This is a genomic window from Streptomyces sp. NPDC051243 (assembly GCF_044455405.1).
Classification (GTDB): Bacteria; Actinomycetota; Actinomycetes; order Streptomycetales; family Streptomycetaceae; genus Streptomyces.
Genome location: NZ_JBITES010000006.1, coordinates 85,794 through 105,079, shown reverse-complemented (window position 1 = coordinate 105,079; position 19,286 = coordinate 85,794). Strand labels below are relative to the sequence as shown.

The following is a 19,286-nucleotide window of genomic DNA, read 5'->3' as shown; positions in this document are numbered from 1 at the left end:
CCCGCCCGTTGGATACGACGGAAACGCTGTCGTACACATGCACCAGGAGGCACCCAGCGATGTCGGTCCCCCAGCTCAACGACGAGCAGCGCGGCGACGAGATCCTCGCCGTCTTCGACACCGCCTTCGGCGAGCTCCTGGCCGCCGACCCGGCCGCGTTCCGCGTGAAGTTCCGCAAGATGGCGGCCTCGGCGTTCGCGTTCTACCGCGGCACGGCGTGCCTCTTCTACCACGACCTCGACACCGAGAACGCCGCCCGGGGTGGCGGGAAGACGATCAGTGGTCCGTACCTGGACGAGCGCACCTCACGCGTGTGGATCCACGGTGACCTGCACGCCGAGAACTTCGGCACCTACATGGACGCCAACGGCCGGCTGATCTTCAACGTCAACGACTTCGACGAGGCGTACGTCGGCCCCTTCACCTGGGACCTGAAGCGCTTCGCCGCCTCGGTCGCCCTCATCGGCTACGCCAAGGCGCTGGGCGACGAGCAGATCAGCGAGCTGGTGCGGATCTACGCGGGCGCGTACCGCGAGCGCGTGCACGCCCTGGCGACCGGCGCCAAGAGCGACGAGGTGCCGCCCTTCACCCTGGACACCGCCCAGGGCCCGCTGCTGGACGCGCTGCGCGACGCCCGCGCGCTGACCCGCTTCGGGCTGCTGGACTCGATGACCGAGATCCGTGACTTCGAGCGCCGCTTCGCCCCGGGCGGCGGCTCCATCGAGCTGGACGCGGCCACGCGCTACAAGGTGCTCGCGGCCTTCGACGGCTATCTGGAGACCCTGCCGGACGCCTCGCTGGCCCGCCCCGACTCGTACCGGGTGAAGGACGTGGTCGGCCGCCGCGGCATCGGTATCGGGTCGGCCGGGCTGCCGTCGTACAACATCCTTCTGGAGGGCCACACCGACGCCCTCGAGAACGACGTCGTGATCTACATCAAGCAGGCCCAGACCCCGGCCGTCTCCCGGCACATCAGGGACCAGGCGCTGCACGACTACTTCCAGCACGAGGGCCACCGCACGGTGATCTCCCAGCGCGCCCTCCAGGCGAACGCCGACCCGTGGCTGGGCTGGACCGAGCTGGACGGCGCGGGCCAGCTGGTCGCCGAGATCTCGCCGTACGCCGTGGACCTGGACTGGGGCGACATCGACGAACCGGAGGAGATCGCGGCGGTCGTCGCCGACCTCGGCCGGGCCACGGCCACGATGCACGCGGCGGCGGACGACACCTCCGGCGAGTCCCTGGTGCCGTTCTCCACCGAGCGGGCCATCGACGCGGCGATCGCCGCCGACGAGGAGGGCTTCGCCGAGCTCCTGGTGGAGTTCGCGCACGGCTACGGCGCACGCGCGCGTGCCGACCACCAGATCTTCGTGGACCTGTTCCGCAACGGCCGCATTCCGGGTCTGTGACGAAAGAGGCAGCTCACAGGCGTTCCGCGGCCGCTCACCGGCGTCCTTTAAGGGTCCCTTACAGGACCACGTGACACACTCTTCTCCGCCATGGACATTTCCGGGACCCAGCTACGAGCCGTACGCGCGGCGCTGTTCACGTCACTCGTCGTGACGCTCAGCACCGCGTCGCACGTGCTGCTGTCCCGGGCGCCGCTGCCGCTGAACACGGTTGCCCTGCTCACGGCGGCCGTGTTCGTGCTCGCGTACGCCCTGGCCGGCCGCGAGGAGCGGACCTACGGCCGGATCGCGGCCCTGCTGATCCCGCTGGAGCTGGCCGCCGACACGATCCTCACCACCGGCCAGCACGTCTGTTACGGCCGGGCGGGCGGCCCCGTCACCGGCCCCCTGCGGTCCGTCGGCTTCGACGTGCTGTGCGGCGACACCGCCGTGGGCACGCCCCTGGCCGGCATGACGGGCACCGACACCCGCCACCTGGCCACCCTCCTCACCACTCAGGCCGACCCGGCGACGCCCTGGCTGCTGCTCGGCGCGCACATCGGCGTCGGTCTCCTGGCCGCCGCCTGGCTGCGGCGCGGCGAGCGGGCCCTGGCCCAGCTGCTGAGCGCGGTGGCGGCGACCACGTTCCGCCCGCTGCTGCTCGCGGTCGCCGCGGTGACGGTGCGCCGGGCCGTGCCGGGCCGGCGCCTGCCGCGCCCCGCCCACCGGACGGCCGGCACCCGCGGCCGCCTCCTCGTGCACTCCCCCGGACGACGTGGGCCACCGTGCTCGCCCGCCTTCACTCACGCGTGAACGGCGTCTGAGCGGCACAGCCCACCCCTACGTATTCCGCACACCACGTGTGCGCGTCCCCATGGAGATCACCAACATGAGCAAGCGGAACAGCCAGGCGGCGAAGACGGCGGCCCGCGAGCGGCTGCGCGCCGAGCGCGAGCGCGAGGCGAAGCGGGCGAAGGCCAGGCGGCAGATCATCGTCGCCTGCTCGATCGTCGGCGTCCTGGCGGCTTCGGGCGGCATCGGCTACGCCATCGTGCAGGCCAACAAGCCCAGTCACTGGGAGGCCGTGAAGGACGACAAGGTCGTCGCCCCGGCCAACACCACGGGCACGAACGGCACAACCGTCGTCATCGGCAAGGACAGCGCCAAGAAGACCCTCAAGATCTTCGAGGACCCGCGCTGCCCGGTCTGCGCCTCGTTCGAGCAGGCCGCCGGCTCGACCGTCGACAAGGACGTCGAGGCCGGCAAGTACAAGATCCAGTTCATCGGCGGCACGTTCCTGGACGGCGACTCGCTGGGCAAGGGCAAGATCGGCTCGGGCGGTGAGGGCTCCAAGAACGCGATGAGCGCCCTGGGCGCCGCGCTGAACGTGAGCCCGGAGGCGTTCCTGGCGTACAAGACCGCGCTCTACTCGGCCGAGTACCACCCCGCGGAGTCCGACGACAAGTTCAAGGACGACGACTACCTGATCGAGGTGGGGGACAGCGTCCCCGCGCTGAAGAACAACGCCAAGTTCCAGAACGCCGTGAAGAAGGGCACGTACGACGCCTGGGCGCTGGCCATGTCGAAGGCCTTCGACACCAACAAGGACGGCGTCACGGGCACCCCCAGCTTCGTCATGGACGGCAAGCAGCTCAAGACCTCGAACCCCAACCAGCCGTGGACGGCGGCCGAGTTCACCAAGGTGGTGGACGCGGCCCTCAAGGGCTGACCGACCGGCTCGGCGGGCGCGGCGGGCGTCACCGCAGTGAAGAGCGGGCGAACTTTCACCAGTTCGCCCGCTCTTGTTCATACCGGCCAGTAACCTGATCGGCTGTGACCAGTCGATACAGATCATCCGAGCAGCACAACTCCCTTGCCCCTCGCCGCCGTACGGTCGTCAAGGCCGCGGCGGCGACGGCTGTTCTGGCCGGTCCGCTCGCCGCCGCGCTGCCCGCCGGCGCCGCCGAAGCGGCCCCCGCCTTCCTGCACGGCGTCGCCTCCGGTGACCCGCTGCCCGACGGTGTCCTGCTGTGGACCCGGGTGACGCCGGTCCCCGAGGCCACCCCCGGCTCCGGGCTCGGCCCCGACACCGAGGTGAGCTGGATCGTCGCCCGGGACAAGGCGCTGACGAACATCGTCGCCAAGGGCTCGACCACGGCGAAGGCCGCCTCCGACCACACCGTCAAGGCGGACATACGGGGCCTGGAACCGGCCACCGACTACTGGTTCCGCTTCTCGGCGGGCCCCACGGACTCCCCGGTGGCGCGCACCCGCACCGCGCCGGCGGCGAACGCGTCCGTGGCGGGCCTCCGCTTCGGCGTCGTCTCCTGCGCCAACTGGGAGGCCGGGTACTTCGCGTCGTACCGCCATCTCGCCGCCCGCGGCGACCTGGACGCCTGGCTGCACCTGGGCGACTACATCTACGAGTACGGCACCGGCGAGTACGGCACGCGCGGCACCGTCGTCCGGCAGACCACACCGGCCCACGAGATCCTCACGCTCGCCGACTACCGCGCGCGGCACGGCAAGTACAAGACGGACCCGGATCTGCAGGCCCTGCACGCGAAGGCACCCGTCATCGCGATCTGGGACGACCACGAGATCGCCAACGACGCCTGGTCGGGCGGCGCCGAGAACCACACCGAGGGCACCGAGGGAGCCTGGGCCGCACGTCAGGCCGCCGCCAAGCAGGCGTACTTCGAGTGGATGCCGGTGCGCCCGGCGATCGCGGGCACCACCTACCGCCGGCTGCGCTTCGGCAAGCTCGCCGACCTCTCCCTGCTCGACCTGCGCTCCTTCCGCTCGCAGCAGGTCTCCGTCGGCGACGGCGAGGTCGACGACCCGGACCGCACGCTCACCGGCCGGGCCCAACTGGACTGGCTGAAGGCGGGACTGAAGTCCTCCGACACCACCTGGCGGCTGGTCGGCAACTCGGTGATGATCTCGCCGTTCGCCGTCGGCAACCTCACCGCGGACCTGCTCAAGCCGCTCGCCAAGCTGCTGGGCCTGCCGCAGGAGGGCCTCGCCCTCAACCCCGACCAGTGGGACGGCTACACCGACGACCGCCGGGAGCTGCTCGCCCACCTGCGCTCGAACGCGATCCGCAACACCGTGTTCCTGACCGGCGACATCCACATGGCGTGGGCCAACGACGTGCCGGTGGACGCCGGTACCTACCCGCTGTCCGCCTCCGCGGCCACGGAGTTCGTCGTCACCTCGGTCACCTCGGACAACCTCGACGACATCGTCAAGGTCCCGGAGGGCACGGTCTCCGCGATCGCCGCGCCGATCATCAAGGCCGCCAACCGGCACGTCCACTGGGTCGACACCGACCGCCACGGCTACGGCGTCCTGGACATCACGGCCGAGCGCGCACAGATGGACTACTACGTCCTGTCCGACAAGACGAAGCAGGGCGCGACGGCGTCCTGGGCCCGTTCCTACCGCACGCGCACCGGTACGCAGAAGGTGGAGCGGACGTACGACCCGGTCTGACGGCTCCTGCGGCGTCCCGAGGGGTTACAGCGTGTCGAGGAAGCCGAGTGCCACCCGCCAGGTGGCCTCGGCGGCCTCCTCGTCGTAGTCCGGCAGGTCCGGGTCCGTGTACAGGTGGCCGGCGCCCGCGTATCTGTACACCTCCACATCGGCGCCCGCTCTGCGCATCTGCAGGTACCAGGCGCTCAGCCAGTCGTCCGTCTCGAACGGGTCCGGCTCGGCGACATGCAGTTGCGCCGGCAGCTCGTCCACCGAGGCGTTCGCCGCGATGTCCGACGTGCCGTGCAGGAGCAGCAGCCCGCGCGCCTTCTCGTCGCCGAGCGCGAGGGTCTGGGCGATGGAGGCGCCGAGCGAGAACCCGGCGTACACAAGGCCGCGCTCCGAGTAGGGCGCGGCGGCGAGCACGGCTCGCTTGAGCAGCTCGTCCTTGCCGATCCGGTCGTTGAACTCCATGCCCTCCTCGACCGTCTCGAACGTACGCCCCTCGAAGAGGTCCGGCGTCCACACCTCGTGTCCGGCGGCGCGCAGCCGGTCCGCGGCCTGGCGCACCGCGGGCCTGAGGCCATAGGTCGAGTGGAAGAGCATGATGTTCATGAGGCCATGGTGCCAGCCGGGTCCGACAACGCCGTGACCACCGCCTCATGTGCGCGCATGTTCATGACCGCCCTCGGGTGGTTACGTTCGAGGGCATGGAGAACATACTCCGCCCGCTGATCGTGATCGGCGGCTCGGTCCTGCTCACCCTGATCATCGGGTGGGCCACCGACCGTCTGATGCGCAAGGCCGACGAACGGCACAGCGAGACACCGCTGTGGGGTCTGCTGCGCCGTGCCCGCGTCCCGTACCAGCTTGTGCTGTGCGCGGCCCTGCTCAGAGGGTCGTACGACGAGGCGGAGCTGCTGCTGGAACACCGGGTCGCGGTCGGCCGGGTGCTGACGCTCGTGCTGATCGGGGCGGCCGCCTGGCTGACGATCCGTATCGCGGCGGCGGTCGTGGAGACCACGTACAGCCGCTACGCCCGCGTCCACCGCGATCCGGCCCGGGTCCGGCGGGTGCGTACCCAGGTGACGCTGATCACGCGCGTGGTGTCGGCGATCGTCGGCGTGGTCGCCGTGGCGGCGATGCTGCTGACGTTCCCGGCGTTCCGCGCCGCCGGTGCCTCGCTGCTGGCCTCGGCCGGCATTCTCGGCATCGTCGCGGGTGTCGCCGCCCAGTCCACGCTGAGCAACATGTTCGCCGGGTTCCAGATCGCGTTCGGCGACATGGTGCGCCTGGGGGACACGGTCGTGGTGGACGGCGAGTGGGGCACGGTCGAGGAGATCACCCTGACGTTCCTGACGGTGCGGACGTGGGACGAGCGCCGGATCACGATGCCCGTGTCGTACTTCACCTCGAAGGCCTTCGAGAACTGGTCGCGCGGCGGCGCACAGATGACCGGCACCGTCTTCCTCCACCTCGACCACTCGGCGCCGATGGAGGCGATGCGCGAGCGGCTGCGCGACATCCTGCGCGCGTGCCCGGCGTGGGACGGCCGCGACTACGGCCTGGTCGTCACCGACTCCACGCCCAGCACGATGGAGGTGCGGGCGCTGGTCACGGCGAAGGACGCCGACGACCTGTGGACGGTCCGGGTCACGGTGCGCGAGCAGCTCATCGGCTGGCTGGCCGAGCGGCACCCGTACGCGCTGCCCCGCGTCAACGCGGCGGACGCGGCCCTGCCGCCCGGCTTTCCCGTCCCCGGCCGCGTCCCGGCCCGCCGCACCCACCAGCACGACCACCAGCCGGCGGCACGCCCGGAGCGGCCCTGACCGATCCCGCCCGTCACGGACCGCACCTGAACGGATCACCTGACGGGCTCCGACGGACACGGTCGCTCGTGACCCGTTCGTGACCGCTCGCGACCGCTTCTGGACGGTTCAGTGACCGCGCTCGGCCCCGCCGTTCACCTGGATGATCTGCGAGGTGATGTGCCCGGCGGCGTGGGACGCCAGCCAGTGCAGGGTCGCGGCGACGTCTCCCGGCGTACCGGCCCGCCCGGTCGAGGTCTCCGCGATCAGCCGGGCACGCCGCTCCTCGTTCATCCCGTCGCCGAAGAACTCGGTGTCCTCGATGAAGCCGGGCGCGACCACGTTCACGGTGATCCCGCGCGGCCCCAACTGCCGGGCCAGATCGTGGGCGTACGGATGCAGCGCCGCCTTGGACCCGGCGTACGCCCCGCTGCCGGATCCCCGGAAGGCGGCGATGGAGCTGAGGAACAGCACCCGCCCGCCGGGGTCCGCGAGCCGGTCCTTGAGGGCCTCGGTGAGCAGGGCCGCGGTCAGGGTGTTGAGCCCGAAGTTGAGGGTCCAGTTGTGCAGGACGACGTCGAGGGGCTCGTCGCTGTCCACCTTGGGCTCCAGATAGCCGCTGCCTCCTGCGCTGTGGATCAGTACGTCCACGGTGCCGAACTCAGCCGCCACGAACCGCTCCACACCTCTCGCGCCGCTCGACTTGCTCAGATCCGCCGCGTAGGTGAGGGCCCCGGGCACCCCGGAGCGCTCCAGCACCTCGGCGCGGCGCCCGAGCAGCAGCACCCGATCGCCGTCCGCCGCGAACAGCTGGGCCGCCGCGAGCCCGATTCCCGTACCGCCACCACTGATGACAACGTTGCGAGCCATGATCAGATCGTACGGACGGACAGCCCTCGGCGCCCAGGTCATCGCAGACTGCGCACGTCCAAATGCCGCAGCACCCGGTCCACCACCTCCGGATCGGCGCCCGGCTCACTGCGCGCCGCCAGCACCTCGTGCCGCGCCGCGCTCAGCAGCTCGCCCTGGATGCGCCGCATCCGCTTCAGCCGCCGGACCCGCTGCTGATGCGCCTCCCGGCGTTCCTCCTCACCCATGTCCGGGCTGATCCGCACCCCGATCTCGAACGCCCGCCGCAGCATCTGCTCGGACAGGTCCTCCGGCAGATCCTCGACGGCCTCGATCTCCTTGAGCCTGCGTTTCGCGGCCTTCGCCGCGCGCACCGCCAGCTGCTTCTCGAACTCCTTCTCCCGCTCGCTGTCGGCGCGCACCCCGAGCCGTCTCACCAGCCACGGCAGGGTCAGCCCCTGCACCACCAGCGTCGCCATGATCACCCCGAACGCGATGAACACGATCTCGTCCCGGTTGGGAAAGGCTTCGCCCGAGTCGGTCTCCAGCGGGATGGCCAGCGCGAGCGCCACGGACGCCACGCCCCGCATCCCCGACCACCACATCACGACGGTCTCGCGCCAGCTCATCGGCACTTCCTCGTCGTAGTCCCGCCTGGCGTGCAGGCGCTTGGTGAGCCAGGTGGCCGGCAGCAGGTACAGCAGCCGCACCAGTACGACGACGCCCACCACCGCGGCCGCCCAGCCGAGCAGCTCGCCCCACCGCCCGGACGCGGTGCGCACCGCGTTGTGCAGTTCCAGTCCGATCAGCCCGAACGCGACGCCGGTGACCAGCGTGTCGACGATGTCCCAGAAGGTGTGCCCGGCGAGCCGTGTCATCACGTCGTCGGCGTCGGTGGCGTACTCGGCGAGGAACAGGGCGGTGACGAGCACGGCGAGCACGCCGGAGCCGTGGAACTCCTCGGCCAGCACGTACGAGGCGTACGGCACGAGCAGGGTGAGCCCGACCTGGAGTGTCGCTTCGTCCAGCAGGTCCATCAGCTTGTTGGCGCCCCACCCGAGGGCGAGCCCGACGGCCAGCGCGACGACGGCGGACAGCACGAGATCGAGTCCCGCCTCCCACGCGGTGAAGCTGCCGCTCACGGCGGCGGCGATGGCCACGTGGTACAGCACGATGGCCGTCACGTCGTTGAAGAGCCCCTCGCCCTCCAGGATGGACACCAGCCTCCTCGGCAGCCCGAGCTGCCCGGCGACGGCGGTCGCCGCGACCGGGTCGGGCGGCGCGACGAGCGCGCCCAGCGCCACCGCTGCGGCCAGGGGCAGCCCGGGCACGATCGCGTGGGCGACCGCGGCCACGCACAGCGTCGTGACGAAGACCAGCGCCACTGCGAGAAGGAGGATGGGCCGTACGTTCGCCGCGAACTGGCGCCAGGAGGTCCGCCGTACGGCCGCGTACAGCAGGGGCGGCAACAGCAGCGGGAGGATCAGATCCGGCGGCACGTCGACGTTCGGCACGAAGTCGAGCAGCGCGAGCAGGATCCCGAGCAGCGTCATCAGCACCGGCGCGGGCAACCCGAACCGGTCACCCACCGGGACACTCACCACGGCCCCGAGCAACAGCACGAACAGCAGGGCCAACTGATCCACGGTCAGCACTCCGGTGATCTCGCGTCCACAGGGCAGACCTCCAGCCTGCCACGCCGCGTCTCTCACCAGCTCATACGGCCCTCGGCCACAGGGCGCGCCAGCTCATACGGCCCCTCGGCTCCTCAAACGGCCCCTCGGCTACAGAGCGCGCCGCATCGCCCGATGCGGTATCCCCGCGTCCGGGAACTCCGGCCCGTACGCCACGTACCCCAGCCGCTCGTAGAACCCCAGCGCATGCGTCTGCGCGTGCAGATCCACGGCCGCGAGCCCACGCGCGCGTGCCGCATCCTCGATGGCCCGCACCAGGGCCGCCCCGACGCCGAGGCCGCGGGCCGCCTGCGTCACCGCGAGCCGGCCCAGCGAGCCCACCGCCGGGTCGCCGCCGGTCTTGGCCGTGGCCGCCTCGCCGTACAGCAGCCGCCCGGTCCCGAGCGGCACGCCGTCCTCCCGCACCGCCAACACGTGCACGGCGGTGGCGTCGTACGCGTCGTACTCGATGTCCTCGGGAACCCCCTGCTCCCCGACGAAGACCTCCTTGCGCACCGCGAAGCACGCCTCGCGGTCGGCGGGGTCCTCGGCGACGCGCACGGCATACGACGGGACAGACGACGGAGAGGTCATGCCCACGTCTCCTCGCGGACCTGGTCCAGGGCCTTCTCCAGGTCGGCCGGGTAGTCGCTCTCGAACTCGACCCACTGCCCGTCCCCGGGGTGCTCGAAGCCGAGCCGTACCGCGTGCAGCCACTGGCGGGTCAGGCGGAGCCGCTTGGCGAGCGTCGGGTCGGCGCCGTAGGTGAGGTCGCCGACGCAGGGGTGGCGGTGGGCCGCCATGTGGACGCGGATCTGGTGGGTGCGGCCGGTCTCCAACTTCACATCGAGCAGGGAGGCCGCGCGGAACGCCTCGATCAGGTCGTAGTGGGTGACCGAGGGCTTGCCTTCGGCGGTGACCGCCCACTTGTAGTCGTGGGTGGGGTGGCGGCCGATGGGGGCGTCGATGGTGCCGCTGGTCGGGTCGGGGTGGCCCTGGACGAGCGTGTGGTACCGCTTGTCGACCGTGCGTTCCTTGAACTGGCGCTTGAGCGACGTGTACGCGTACTCCGACTTGGCGACGACCATCAGCCCCGACGTGCCCACGTCGAGCCGGTGCACGATGCCCTGGCGCTCGGCGGCGCCGGACGTCGAGATCCGGTATCCGGCGGCCGCCAGACCGCCGATGACGGTCGGCCCGGACCAGCCCGGCGACGGATGCGCGGCCACGCCGACCGGCTTGACGATCACCACCACGTCATCGTCGTCGTGCACGATCTCCATGCCCTCGACCGGCTCGGCGACGACCTGCACCGGCGCGGGCGCCTGCGGCATCTCGACCTCGAGCCAGGCCCCGCCGTGCACCCGCTCGGACTTGCCGACCACCGTGCCGTCGACCAGCACCTTGCCCGCCGCGGCGAGCTCGGCCGCCTTGGTGCGGGAGAAGCCGAACATGCGGGAGATGGCGGCGTCGACGCGCTCGCCCTCCAGGCCGTCGGGCACGGGCAGGGTACGGATCTCGGGAACTGTGCTCACCACACGAGTATGCCGGACGGGTCCGACAGCCCCGTACCGAGCCTGTGGACAACCCGCCCACGGGCGCCTCCCGGGCTCCTTGCGGGCCCTACTCGCGGGCTCAGTCCTTGTGCACGGTGCCGTCGGGGTCCAGCCCCCTGAACGACAGCAGCACGATCAGGATGCCGCCGCACACGATCGCCGAGTCGGCCAGGTTGAACACCGCGAAGTGCTTGGGCGCGATGAAGTCCACGACGGCGCCCTCGAAGACGCCCGGCGAGCGGAAGATCCGGTCGGTGAGGTTGCCGAGCGCACCACCGAGCAGCAGGCCGAGCGCGATCGCCCAGGGCAGGCTGTACAGCTTGCGGGCGAGCCGGGCGATCACCACGATCACGGCCGCCGCGATCACCGTGAAGATCACGGTGAACGCCTCGCCGAAGCCGAAGGCCGCGCCCGCGTTGCGGATCGCCTCGAACTTCAGCCAGTCCCCGATGATCTCGATCGGCGGGTGGTGCTCCAGCTTGGCGACCACGATCATCTTGCTGATCAGGTCGAGGGCGTACGCGAACAGGGCGACCCCGAACAGCACGGCGATCCGGCGCCTGCCCCGGGGCCGCTCGGCCGCGGCGGCCTGCGACGCGTCATCGCCGGACGACTCGGCCGACGCCGTGTCCCCGGCGTCGCGGGCGGCCTTCGTGCCCGCGTCGGACTGCTCCGGCCCGGCTCCCGCCGGCTCTGGGGTATCCGGCGTACCGATGATGCGCTCCGCCTCTGCCACGTGAGTCCCTCAACCTAGGTACCTGACTGAGGACGAGAGTACGGCACGTCCGACGACACCCGCCTACCGGTCAGTACCGCCGCTCCTGCTTCTGCTTGCACTCGACGCACAAGGTCGCGCGCGGGAATGCCTGCATCCGGGCCTTGCCGATCGGGTTGCCGCAGTTCTCGCACAGGCCGTAGGTGCCCGCGTCGAGGCGCTCCAGGGCGCGCTCGGTCTGAGTGAGCATCTCGCGCGCGTTGGCGGCGAGCGCCAGCTCGTGCTCGCGCGTGATGTTCTTGGCGCCGGTGTCCGCCTGGTCGTCGCCGGCACCGTCGCCGGAGTCCCGCATCAGGCCGACGAGGGACTCCTCGGACGACGTGAGCTCCTCGCGCAGCCGCATCACCTCGGCCATCAGCTCGGCCCGCGCCTCCTCCACCTCCTCCTCGGTCCAGGGGTCCTCACCGGGGCGCACCGCGAGCTCGCCGGGCTCCACCGCCCCGGCGAGACGCGCCTTGGGAACGGCGGTCTTCGCCGCCGTGGCCGTGCCAGGAGTCTTCTTCGCAACCACTGTCGTGGCTCCCGTCTGCTCCGCGGCCTGCGCCGCGCCCGCCATATTGGCCCTGCTCTCGGCGACCGCGCCCTTCCTGGCCGCCGCCTGCGCGCCCACGCTCCGTTTGGCCGCGGCCGCGCTCTTCCTGGAGGCGCCCTTCTCAGAGACGCTCTTCCTCTCGGCACCTTTCTTGGCGCTCTTCCCGGAGGCGCTTTGCTCGGCCGGGCTCTTCTCAGGAACGCCCTTCTCAGGAACGCCCTTCTCAGAGACGCCCTTCTCAGAGACGCCCTTATCCGGGACATCTGTCTTCGATGCGCTCCCTTTGGAGGTGCCCTTCTCGGCAGCGCCCGCCTCCACCCCGGCGCGGTGCTTGCCGGAGGCCCTCCTGCCCGCCGTCTCCTTACCGGCCGTCTCCCTACCGGCCCCTGCCTTCGCGGCCGTCTTCTTGACAGCGCTCTCCTCGGCCGCCCTGCCCTCGGCAGTTCTCCTCCTGGCAACCGCCTTCTCGGCTGCCGCGCCCTTGGCCGCCGCCTCCTTGGCCACCTTCTTCGCCGCAGCCTTCGTCGCCACTGCCTTCTTCGCCACTGCCTTCTTGCCGGCCGCCTTGGGAGCCTCCGTCCCGGCAGCGACCGCTTTCTTCCCGGCCGCCTGCTTCCCAGCCGCCTGCTTCCCAGCCGCCTGCTTCCCAGCGGCCCGCTTGCCACCCTCCTTCTTCCCGGCCCCCTTCTCCCCGGCCGCCTTCTTCGCCGCCGACTTCCCAGCCGCCCGCGAGCCCTCCTCCTTCTCCTTCACGCCCTTCTTCGCCGCCGCAACCCCCGCACCCCCCCGAACCGTCTTCACCGGCTTCTCTCCGGCCGCCCCCGTGGCACCCCCCTGCGCCCCCTTCTTCCCGCCCGCACCCTTGGCCGCACCGCCGGAGGCACCCGCACGCGCATGTGTGGGCCCGCTCGACGCCGACTGCTGTACGGCGGTCTCTTTCGCCACCATGCCGCGGCCCCTTCACATATTGTGATCTTGCTCGCGAATCGTGCTGGGACGATAAATCGACTTGAGTCCCGCGGCAACGGGGCACACCGCCCGATTCGCCCGCCTCGCGCATGTCTCGCGCCAGACCTGCATGCGTTGTGCCCAGCTCCCCGCCGGGTATGCCGCCGAGCCGAACGTCCCAGATTCCGAACACACGTACCGCTCCATTCGGGTCAGCACGACCGGAACCGCGTCCCCGTCCCCAGGGCCCGGGAAATCCAGTCGGCCGCTGTCCGCGCGGCGCCGTACACTGGGCGGAGCGAAAAGCGTGGATGGGGACGAGTAGCGGCGTACGCAGCCCAGAGCGACCCGGGGACGGTGGAAGCCCGGGGGCGAGCGCGGCGTGAAGATCACCCCGGAGCCGCCGGAAGAAAGCCGCAGCCGAAGGGCGGCGGCGAGTAGAACCGGCATCGCGACCCCAATGAGGGGGCTCACCGACGCACACCCCGCGTCGGAGGGCCAAGGAGGGTGGTACCGCGGGAGCGCGCCGAAACCGGCGTACGGAAGGATCGGCTCTCGTCCCTCCGGACGGAAGGCTGCAAGTCCGCCGGAGGAAGCTCGCTGATGACAACGCCGACGTACCGCCAGGTGCCCGCCCAGGTCGACCTGCCCGCCCTCGAGCACGCCGTGCTCGACTTCTGGCGCGAGCAGAAGATCTTCGCCAAGAGCCTGGAGCAGTCCGAGGGCCGCCCCGAGTGGGTGTTCTACGAGGGCCCGCCCACCGCCAACGGCATGCCCGGCGCCCACCACATCGAGGCCCGCGTCTTCAAGGACGTCTTCCCCCGATTCCGCACCATGCGCGGCTACCACGTGGCCCGCAAGGCCGGCTGGGACTGTCACGGCCTCCCGGTCGAGCTCACGGTCGAGAAGGAGCTCGGCTTCAGCGGCAAGCAGGACATCGAGGCGTACGGCATCGCCGAGTTCAACGCCAAGTGCCGCGAGTCCGTGCTGCGCCACACCGACGCCTTCGCCGAGCTGACGAACCGCATGGGCTACTGGGTCGACCTCGACGAGGCGTACGTGACCATGGAGCCCGAGTACATCGAGTCCGTCTGGTGGTCGCTCAAGGAGATCTTCAACAAGGGCCTGCTGGTCCAGGACCACCGCGTCGCACCTTGGTGCCCGCGCTGTGGCACCGGCCTGTCCGACCACGAGCTGGCGCAGGGCTATGAGACGGTCGTCGACCCCTCGGTGTACGTCCGTTTCCCCCTCACCTCCGGTCCGCTGGCCGGCGAGGCCGCGCTCCTGGTGTGGACGACCACGCCCTGGACCCTCGTCTCCAACACGGCCGTGGCCGCGCACCCCGAGGTCACCTACGTCGTGGCGACCAACGGCGAGGAGAAGCTCGTCGTCGCCGAACCGCTCGTCGCCAAGGCCCTCGGCGAGGGCTGGGAGACCACCGGGCAGACCTTCACGGGCGCCGAGATGGAGCGCTGGACGTATCAACGACCGTTCGAGCTGGTCGAGTTCCCGGCAGAAGCCCATTTCGTCGTCAACGCCGAGTACGTCACGACCGAGGACGGCACGGGTCTGGTCCACCAGTCCCCCGCCTTCGGTGAGGACGACCTCAAGGTCTGCCGGTCGTACGGCCTGCCGGTGGTGAACCCGGTCCGCCCGGACGGCACCTTCGAGGAGGACGTCCCCCTGGTCGGCGGCGTCTTCTTCAAGAAGGCGGACGAAAAGCTCACCGAGGACCTCCAGCAGCGCGGCCTGCTCTTCAGGCACATCCCGTACGAGCACAGCTACCCGCACTGCTGGCGCTGCCACACCGCGCTCCTCTACTACGCGCAGCCGTCCTGGTACATCCGTACGACGGCCGTCAAGGACCGCCTCCTCGAGGAGAACGAGAAGACCAACTGGTTCCCGGACACGGTCAAGCACGGCCGCTTCGGCGACTGGCTGAACAACAACATCGACTGGGCGCTGTCCCGCAACCGCTACTGGGGCACCCCGCTGCCGATCTGGCGCTGCGAGGACGACCACCTCACCTGCGTCGGCTCCCGCGCGGAGCTCACCGAGCTGACCGGCACCGACCAGTCCGCCCTGGACCCGCACCGCCCGTACATCGACGACGTGACCTTCGCCTGCCCCCAGTGCGAGAAGACGGCCGCGCGCGTGCCGGAGGTCATCGACGCCTGGTACGACTCGGGCTCGATGCCGTTCGCGCAGTGGGGCTACCCGCACAAGAACAAGGAGCTCTTCGAGAGCCGCTACCCGGCGCAGTTCATCAGTGAGGCCATCGACCAGACCCGCGGCTGGTTCTACACGCTGATGGCGGTCGGCACGCTGGTCTTCGACAAGTCGTCGTACGAGAACGTCGTCTGCCTCGGCCACATCCTCGCCGAGGACGGCCGCAAGATGTCCAAGCACCTGGGCAACACCCTGGACCCGATCCCGCTGATGGACCGGCACGGCGCCGACGCGGTCCGCTGGTTCATGGCGGCCGGCGGCTCCCCGTGGGCGGCACGCCGCGTGGGCCACGGCACGATCCAGGAGGTGGTGCGCAAGACCCTCCTCACCTACTGGAACACCGTCGCCTTCCAGGCCCTGTACGCGCGTACGTCGAACTGGGCGCCGTCCGCGGCCGACCCGGCCCCGGCCGACCGCCCGGTCCTGGACCGCTGGCTGCTTTCCGAGCTGCACGCGCTGGTCGACCAGGTCACGCAGTCGCTGGAGGCGTACGACACCCAGCGCGCCGGCAAGCTGCTCTCGGCCTTCGTCGACGACCTGTCGAACTGGTACGTCCGCCGTTCGCGTCGCCGCTTCTGGCAGGGTGACAAGGCGGCGCTGCGCACCCTGCACGAGGTCGTCGAGACGGTCACGAGGCTGATGGCCCCGCTGACCCCGTTCATCACCGAGCGGGTCTGGCAGGACCTGGTGGTCCCGGTCACCCCCGGCGCCCCCGAGTCGGTCCATCTCTCCTCCTGGCCCGAGGCGGACCTCTCCGCCATCGACCCGGAGCTGTCGAAGCAGATGGTCCTGGTCCGCCGGCTGGTCGAGCTGGGTCGTGCCACGCGCGCCGAGTCGGGCGTGAAGACCCGCCAGCCGCTGTCCCGTGCCCTGGTGGCGGTCGCGGGCTTCGAGACGCTCGACCCCGAGCTGCACACACAGATCACGGAGGAGCTGAACGTCTCGTCGCTGGCGTCCCTGTCCGAGGTGGGCGGCAGCCTGGTGGACACCACCGCCAAGGCCAACTTCCGCGCGCTCGGCAAGCGGTTCGGCAAGCGAGTCCAGGACGTGGCCAAGGCGGTGGCGAACGCGGACGCGGCGGCGCTGTCCCTGGCGCTGCGCGAGGGGACGGCGTCGGTGGAGGTCGACGGCGAGACGATCACCCTCGCTCCGGACGAGGTGATCATCACGGAGACCCCGCGCGAGGGCTGGTCGGTGGCGTCCGACTCGGGCGCGACGGTCGCCCTGGACCTGGAGATCACGGAGGAGCTGCGCCGCGCGGGCCTGGCCCGTGACGCGATCCGCCTGATCCAGGAGGCCCGCAAGAACAGTGGCCTGGACGTGGCCGACCGGATCGCTCTGCGGTGGACGGCAACGGACGAGGCGACGATCGCGGCGCTGACCGAGCACGCCGACTTGATCGCCGACGAGGTCCTGGCGACGGACTTCGCCCAGGGCGAGGCGGACGACACCTACGGCTCCCCGTTCGAGGACGAGGGCCTGACCCTGACGTTCCGCCTGCGCAAGGCGTAGCCGAACGACCGAAGGCCCGGGCCCACCAAAAAATCATGGTGGGTACGGGCCTTCGGCGTTGTGTGCGCTCGCACAGCTGACGCACTGGGGCGGGCCGGATTCGAACCGACGTCCTCCTGGATGCTGTCGAGCGCGACGACCAGCTGCGCTACGCACCCCAGCGCGGGGAGGACGCTACCCCAGAGCCTGTGAACAAAAGGGCGGAGGCCCCGGAATTTTCCGGGGCCTCCGCCCTGAACGCTGCCGACGCCTACGGCGTACTACCAACCGTCAGTTGTCGTCCTCGTCGATGAGGAACCCGCGCATCGGCGAGGGAGCCTGGCCCATCGGTGACGGACCCTGCGGCCTGACCGGTGCCATCGGCTGGGTCATCGCCGGGGACATCTGCTGCTGACCACCGTAGGACGGACCAGCCGGAGACGGGGCGCCGCCCATCGTCTGGTTGCCGCCGTACGACGGGGCGCTCGCGCCGGCCGGTGCCATGGAGGGCGCCGGGGACGGCGGGAGGGACGCCGTGGCCGGGGTGCGCGGCGGGGCGAGCGAGTCGTCCGCCTGCGTCTCCAGCTGGCGCAGCTGGGACTCGAGGTAGGACTTCAGCCGCGTGCGGTACTCGCGCTCGAAGCCGCGCAGGTCCTCGACCTTGCGCTCCAGCGTGGCGCGGGCGGACTCCAGGGAGCCCATCGCGACGCGGTGCTTCTCCTGCGCGTCCCGCTCCAGGGCGTCAGCCTTGGCACGGGCGTCACGCTCGAGACCCTCGGCACGCGAACGCGCCTCGCCGACGATCTTGTTGGCCTCGGAACGGGCCTCGGCGATCGCCTGGTCGGCGGTCTGCTGGGCGAGCGACAGAACGCGCGCGGCGCTGTCGCCACCGGGGCCGCCCTGACCGGGACCGCCCATCGGGCCACCCATCGGACCGCCCATGGGGCCGCCCATCTGCTGCATGGGGGGCTGGCCCATCGGCCCCGGACCCTGGCCCATCGGACCGGGACCCTGCGGGCCACCCTGACCGCCGGGACCGGCGGGCAGCTGCGGGGCACCGCTCGGCAGCTGGGGCGGGCCACCCATGGGGCCACCCATCTGCTGCTGCGGCGGGCCCGATATCCCGGCGGGTACGGGAGCCCCGGGACCGCGCATGCCCTGCTGCGGCATGCCGCCCTGCTGCTGGTCCTGCTGCGGCTCCGGAGGCTTGCGCATGTTCTGCTGGTTCTGGGCAGCAGCGCGCGTGGCCGCGGCCAGCTTGGCGCGCAGGTCCTCGTTCTCGCGGAGCAGGCGCGTCAGTTCGGCTTCGACCTCATCGAGGAAGGCATCGACCTCGTCCTCGTCATAGCCTTCTCGGAGGCGGACGGTCGTGAACTGCTTGTTCCGCACGTCCTCGGGGGTCAACGGCATCTCTTCACCTCAACGTAGTCGTCGGCAGTCGGCAAGACCGTATCTGTCACATCGTTCACATCGCGCTCCGTACAAGCGTGATCAGGATGTAGACGATGATCATCAGTACGAAGAAGGACAGGTCGAGCGCCACGCCCCCGAGACGCAGCGGCGGGATGAACCGCCGCAGAAGCTTCAGCGGTGGATCAGTGACAGTGTAGGTGGCCTCCAGAACGACCACCATCGCCTTGCCGGGTTGCCATGAGCGGGCGAACTGGAAGACGTAGTCCATGACCAACCGGAAGATCAGCACGATGAGGAACACCATCAGCGCGATGTAGAGAACCTGCAGTACCACGCTCATGACTGGTGCTTCCCTCTCCCCTGTTTCAAGTTCCGTGCTGTTCTTTCCGGTGGTGCGTCTCAGCTCTGGTTGAAGAACCCGCCCTCTGCGATGCGGGCCTTGTCCTCCGCCGTGACATCGACGTTAGCAGGAGACAACAGGAACACCTTCTGGGTCACCCGCTCGATGCTTCCGTGAAGACCAAACACCAAACCGGCCGCAAAGTCGACAAGTCGCTTCGCGTCTGTGTCATCCATCTCAGTCAGATTCATGATCACCGGGGTGCCCTCACGGAAGTGTTCCCCGATGGTACGGGCCTCGTTGTACGTCCGCGGGTGGAGCGTGGTGATCCGGTACGGCTCTCGTTCCGACACGACCTTGGGCATGATCACCGGTGCGTTCTTCTCCAGGCTTGCGCGTTCTTGTGTGATGGACGCCACGGGCGCGATGCGCGCCGGGCGGCTGGATTCCGCGGGTAGCGAAGTCGATCGGGCCACGGGTTCACGCGGCGCGGGCGGCTGCACGATTCGCACCTCTTCGTCCCTTTGGGACTGATGTGCGCTGTGCGACTGGTGTGACGGCTCGTGCCGTCGGTGGTCCCGCTCGGGCTCCGGGTCCAGTTCGGGCTCGAAGTCGTCGTCGGGGTCGAACCCCCGGCCGTCGTACCCATCGTCCTCCACGAGGCCGAGGTAGACCGCCATCTTGCGCATCGCGCCGGCCATGCTCTGAGTCCTCCGCTCTGTGGTGGATCGGCGACTGCCAAGTGCCCGCGATCCACGCGGTCGTTACGCCCGCCTTTCGGCGACATTGACCATATTTTCTGCTGTGGTC

The 19,286-nt window shown here is 70.4% G+C and carries 16 protein-coding genes; 6 read left to right on the top strand and 10 right to left on the bottom strand.

Going from position 1 to position 19,286, the window contains the following annotated elements; genetic code table 11:
* Positions 1 to 59 precede the first annotated feature (59 nt).
* The 4 genes from ACIBAG_RS16725 (at position 60) to ACIBAG_RS16710 (ending at position 4,883) form a co-directional block, all read left to right on the top strand.
* Complete coding sequence (locus tag ACIBAG_RS16725) at positions 60 to 1,409, top strand: DUF2252 domain-containing protein (protein ID WP_399105607.1); 1,350 nt, start codon at positions 60 to 62, stop codon at positions 1,407 to 1,409.
* Between the two features lie 90 nt (positions 1,410 to 1,499).
* On the top strand, positions 1,500 to 2,201 hold the full coding sequence (locus tag ACIBAG_RS16720) for a hypothetical protein (RefSeq protein WP_399105605.1): 702 nt from the start codon (positions 1,500 to 1,502) through the stop codon (positions 2,199 to 2,201).
* Positions 2,202 to 2,277: 76 nt separating this feature from the next.
* Positions 2,278 to 3,117, top strand: coding sequence for a thioredoxin domain-containing protein (locus ACIBAG_RS16715; protein ID WP_399105603.1), 840 nt, complete (start codon positions 2,278 to 2,280; stop codon positions 3,115 to 3,117).
* Positions 3,118 to 3,221: 104 nt separating this feature from the next.
* Entirely contained in the window at positions 3,222 to 4,883 is a 1,662-nt protein-coding gene (locus tag ACIBAG_RS16710; RefSeq protein WP_399105602.1) for an alkaline phosphatase D family protein, read from the top strand.
* Between the two features lie 24 nt (positions 4,884 to 4,907).
* On the opposite strand, the gene ACIBAG_RS16705 is transcribed toward ACIBAG_RS16710, so the two are convergent.
* Complete coding sequence (locus ACIBAG_RS16705) at positions 4,908 to 5,477, bottom strand: dienelactone hydrolase family protein (RefSeq protein WP_399105600.1); 570 nt, start codon at positions 5,475 to 5,477, stop codon at positions 4,908 to 4,910.
* Between the two features lie 95 nt (positions 5,478 to 5,572).
* On the opposite strand from ACIBAG_RS16705, the gene ACIBAG_RS16700 reads away from it, so the two are divergent.
* The gene (locus ACIBAG_RS16700; RefSeq protein WP_399105598.1) at positions 5,573 to 6,691 is read left to right on the top strand and encodes a mechanosensitive ion channel family protein; all 1,119 of its coding nucleotides are present in this window, start codon (positions 5,573 to 5,575) and stop codon (positions 6,689 to 6,691) included.
* 108 nt (positions 6,692 to 6,799) lie between these two features.
* Here ACIBAG_RS16700 and ACIBAG_RS16695 read toward each other — a convergent pair whose 3' ends face one another.
* The 6 genes from ACIBAG_RS16695 to ACIBAG_RS16670 all read right to left on the bottom strand — a co-directional run bounded on the left by ACIBAG_RS16695 (position 6,800) and on the right by ACIBAG_RS16670 (position 12,808).
* Positions 6,800 to 7,540, bottom strand: a complete 741-nt coding sequence (locus ACIBAG_RS16695) for an SDR family NAD(P)-dependent oxidoreductase (protein ID WP_399105596.1) — start codon at positions 7,538 to 7,540, stop codon at positions 6,800 to 6,802.
* A gap of 38 nt (positions 7,541 to 7,578) precedes the next feature.
* Entirely contained in the window at positions 7,579 to 9,165 is a 1,587-nt protein-coding gene (locus ACIBAG_RS16690; protein WP_399105594.1) for a Na+/H+ antiporter, read from the bottom strand.
* Positions 9,166 to 9,303: 138 nt separating this feature from the next.
* Positions 9,304 to 9,786 carry a GNAT family N-acetyltransferase gene (locus ACIBAG_RS16685; RefSeq protein WP_399105592.1) on the bottom strand — a complete coding sequence of 161 codons (483 nt, stop codon included), beginning with the start codon at positions 9,784 to 9,786 and terminating at the stop codon, positions 9,304 to 9,306.
* On the bottom strand, positions 9,783 to 10,727 hold the full coding sequence (locus ACIBAG_RS16680) for an RluA family pseudouridine synthase (protein ID WP_399105590.1): 945 nt from the start codon (positions 10,725 to 10,727) through the stop codon (positions 9,783 to 9,785). Before ACIBAG_RS16680 ends, ACIBAG_RS16685 begins: the two co-directional genes overlap by 4 nt.
* Before the next feature lie 100 nt (positions 10,728 to 10,827).
* Positions 10,828 to 11,484: a signal peptidase II gene (gene lspA, locus ACIBAG_RS16675; protein ID WP_399105588.1), complete on the bottom strand. Its 657-nt coding sequence runs from the start codon at positions 11,482 to 11,484 to the stop codon at positions 10,828 to 10,830.
* A 70-nt stretch (positions 11,485 to 11,554) separates the two neighbouring features.
* Positions 11,555 to 12,808, bottom strand: a complete 1,254-nt coding sequence (locus ACIBAG_RS16670; protein WP_399106314.1) for a TraR/DksA C4-type zinc finger protein — start codon at positions 12,806 to 12,808, stop codon at positions 11,555 to 11,557.
* Positions 12,809 to 13,606: 798 nt separating this feature from the next.
* Between ACIBAG_RS16670 and ileS the strand changes: the two genes are divergently transcribed.
* Positions 13,607 to 16,744: an isoleucine--tRNA ligase gene (ileS, locus tag ACIBAG_RS16665; protein ID WP_399105586.1), complete on the top strand. Its 3,138-nt coding sequence runs from the start codon at positions 13,607 to 13,609 to the stop codon at positions 16,742 to 16,744.
* Between the two features lie 270 nt (positions 16,745 to 17,014).
* On the opposite strand, the gene ACIBAG_RS16660 is transcribed toward ileS, so the two are convergent.
* The 3 genes from ACIBAG_RS16660 to ACIBAG_RS16650 are packed head-to-tail and all read right to left on the bottom strand — an operon-like array spanning position 17,015 to position 19,177.
* Entirely contained in the window at positions 17,015 to 18,133 is a 1,119-nt protein-coding gene (locus tag ACIBAG_RS16660; protein ID WP_399105583.1) for a DivIVA domain-containing protein, read from the bottom strand.
* Positions 18,134 to 18,188: 55 nt separating this feature from the next.
* On the bottom strand, positions 18,189 to 18,476 hold the full coding sequence (locus ACIBAG_RS16655; RefSeq protein ID WP_031483361.1) for a YggT family protein: 288 nt from the start codon (positions 18,474 to 18,476) through the stop codon (positions 18,189 to 18,191).
* Between the two features lie 59 nt (positions 18,477 to 18,535).
* Positions 18,536 to 19,177 (bottom strand): cell division protein SepF, encoded by a 642-nt coding sequence (locus ACIBAG_RS16650; protein ID WP_031483359.1) that lies wholly within the window; start codon positions 19,175 to 19,177, stop codon positions 18,536 to 18,538.
* Between the last annotated feature and the right edge of the window lie 109 nt (positions 19,178 to 19,286).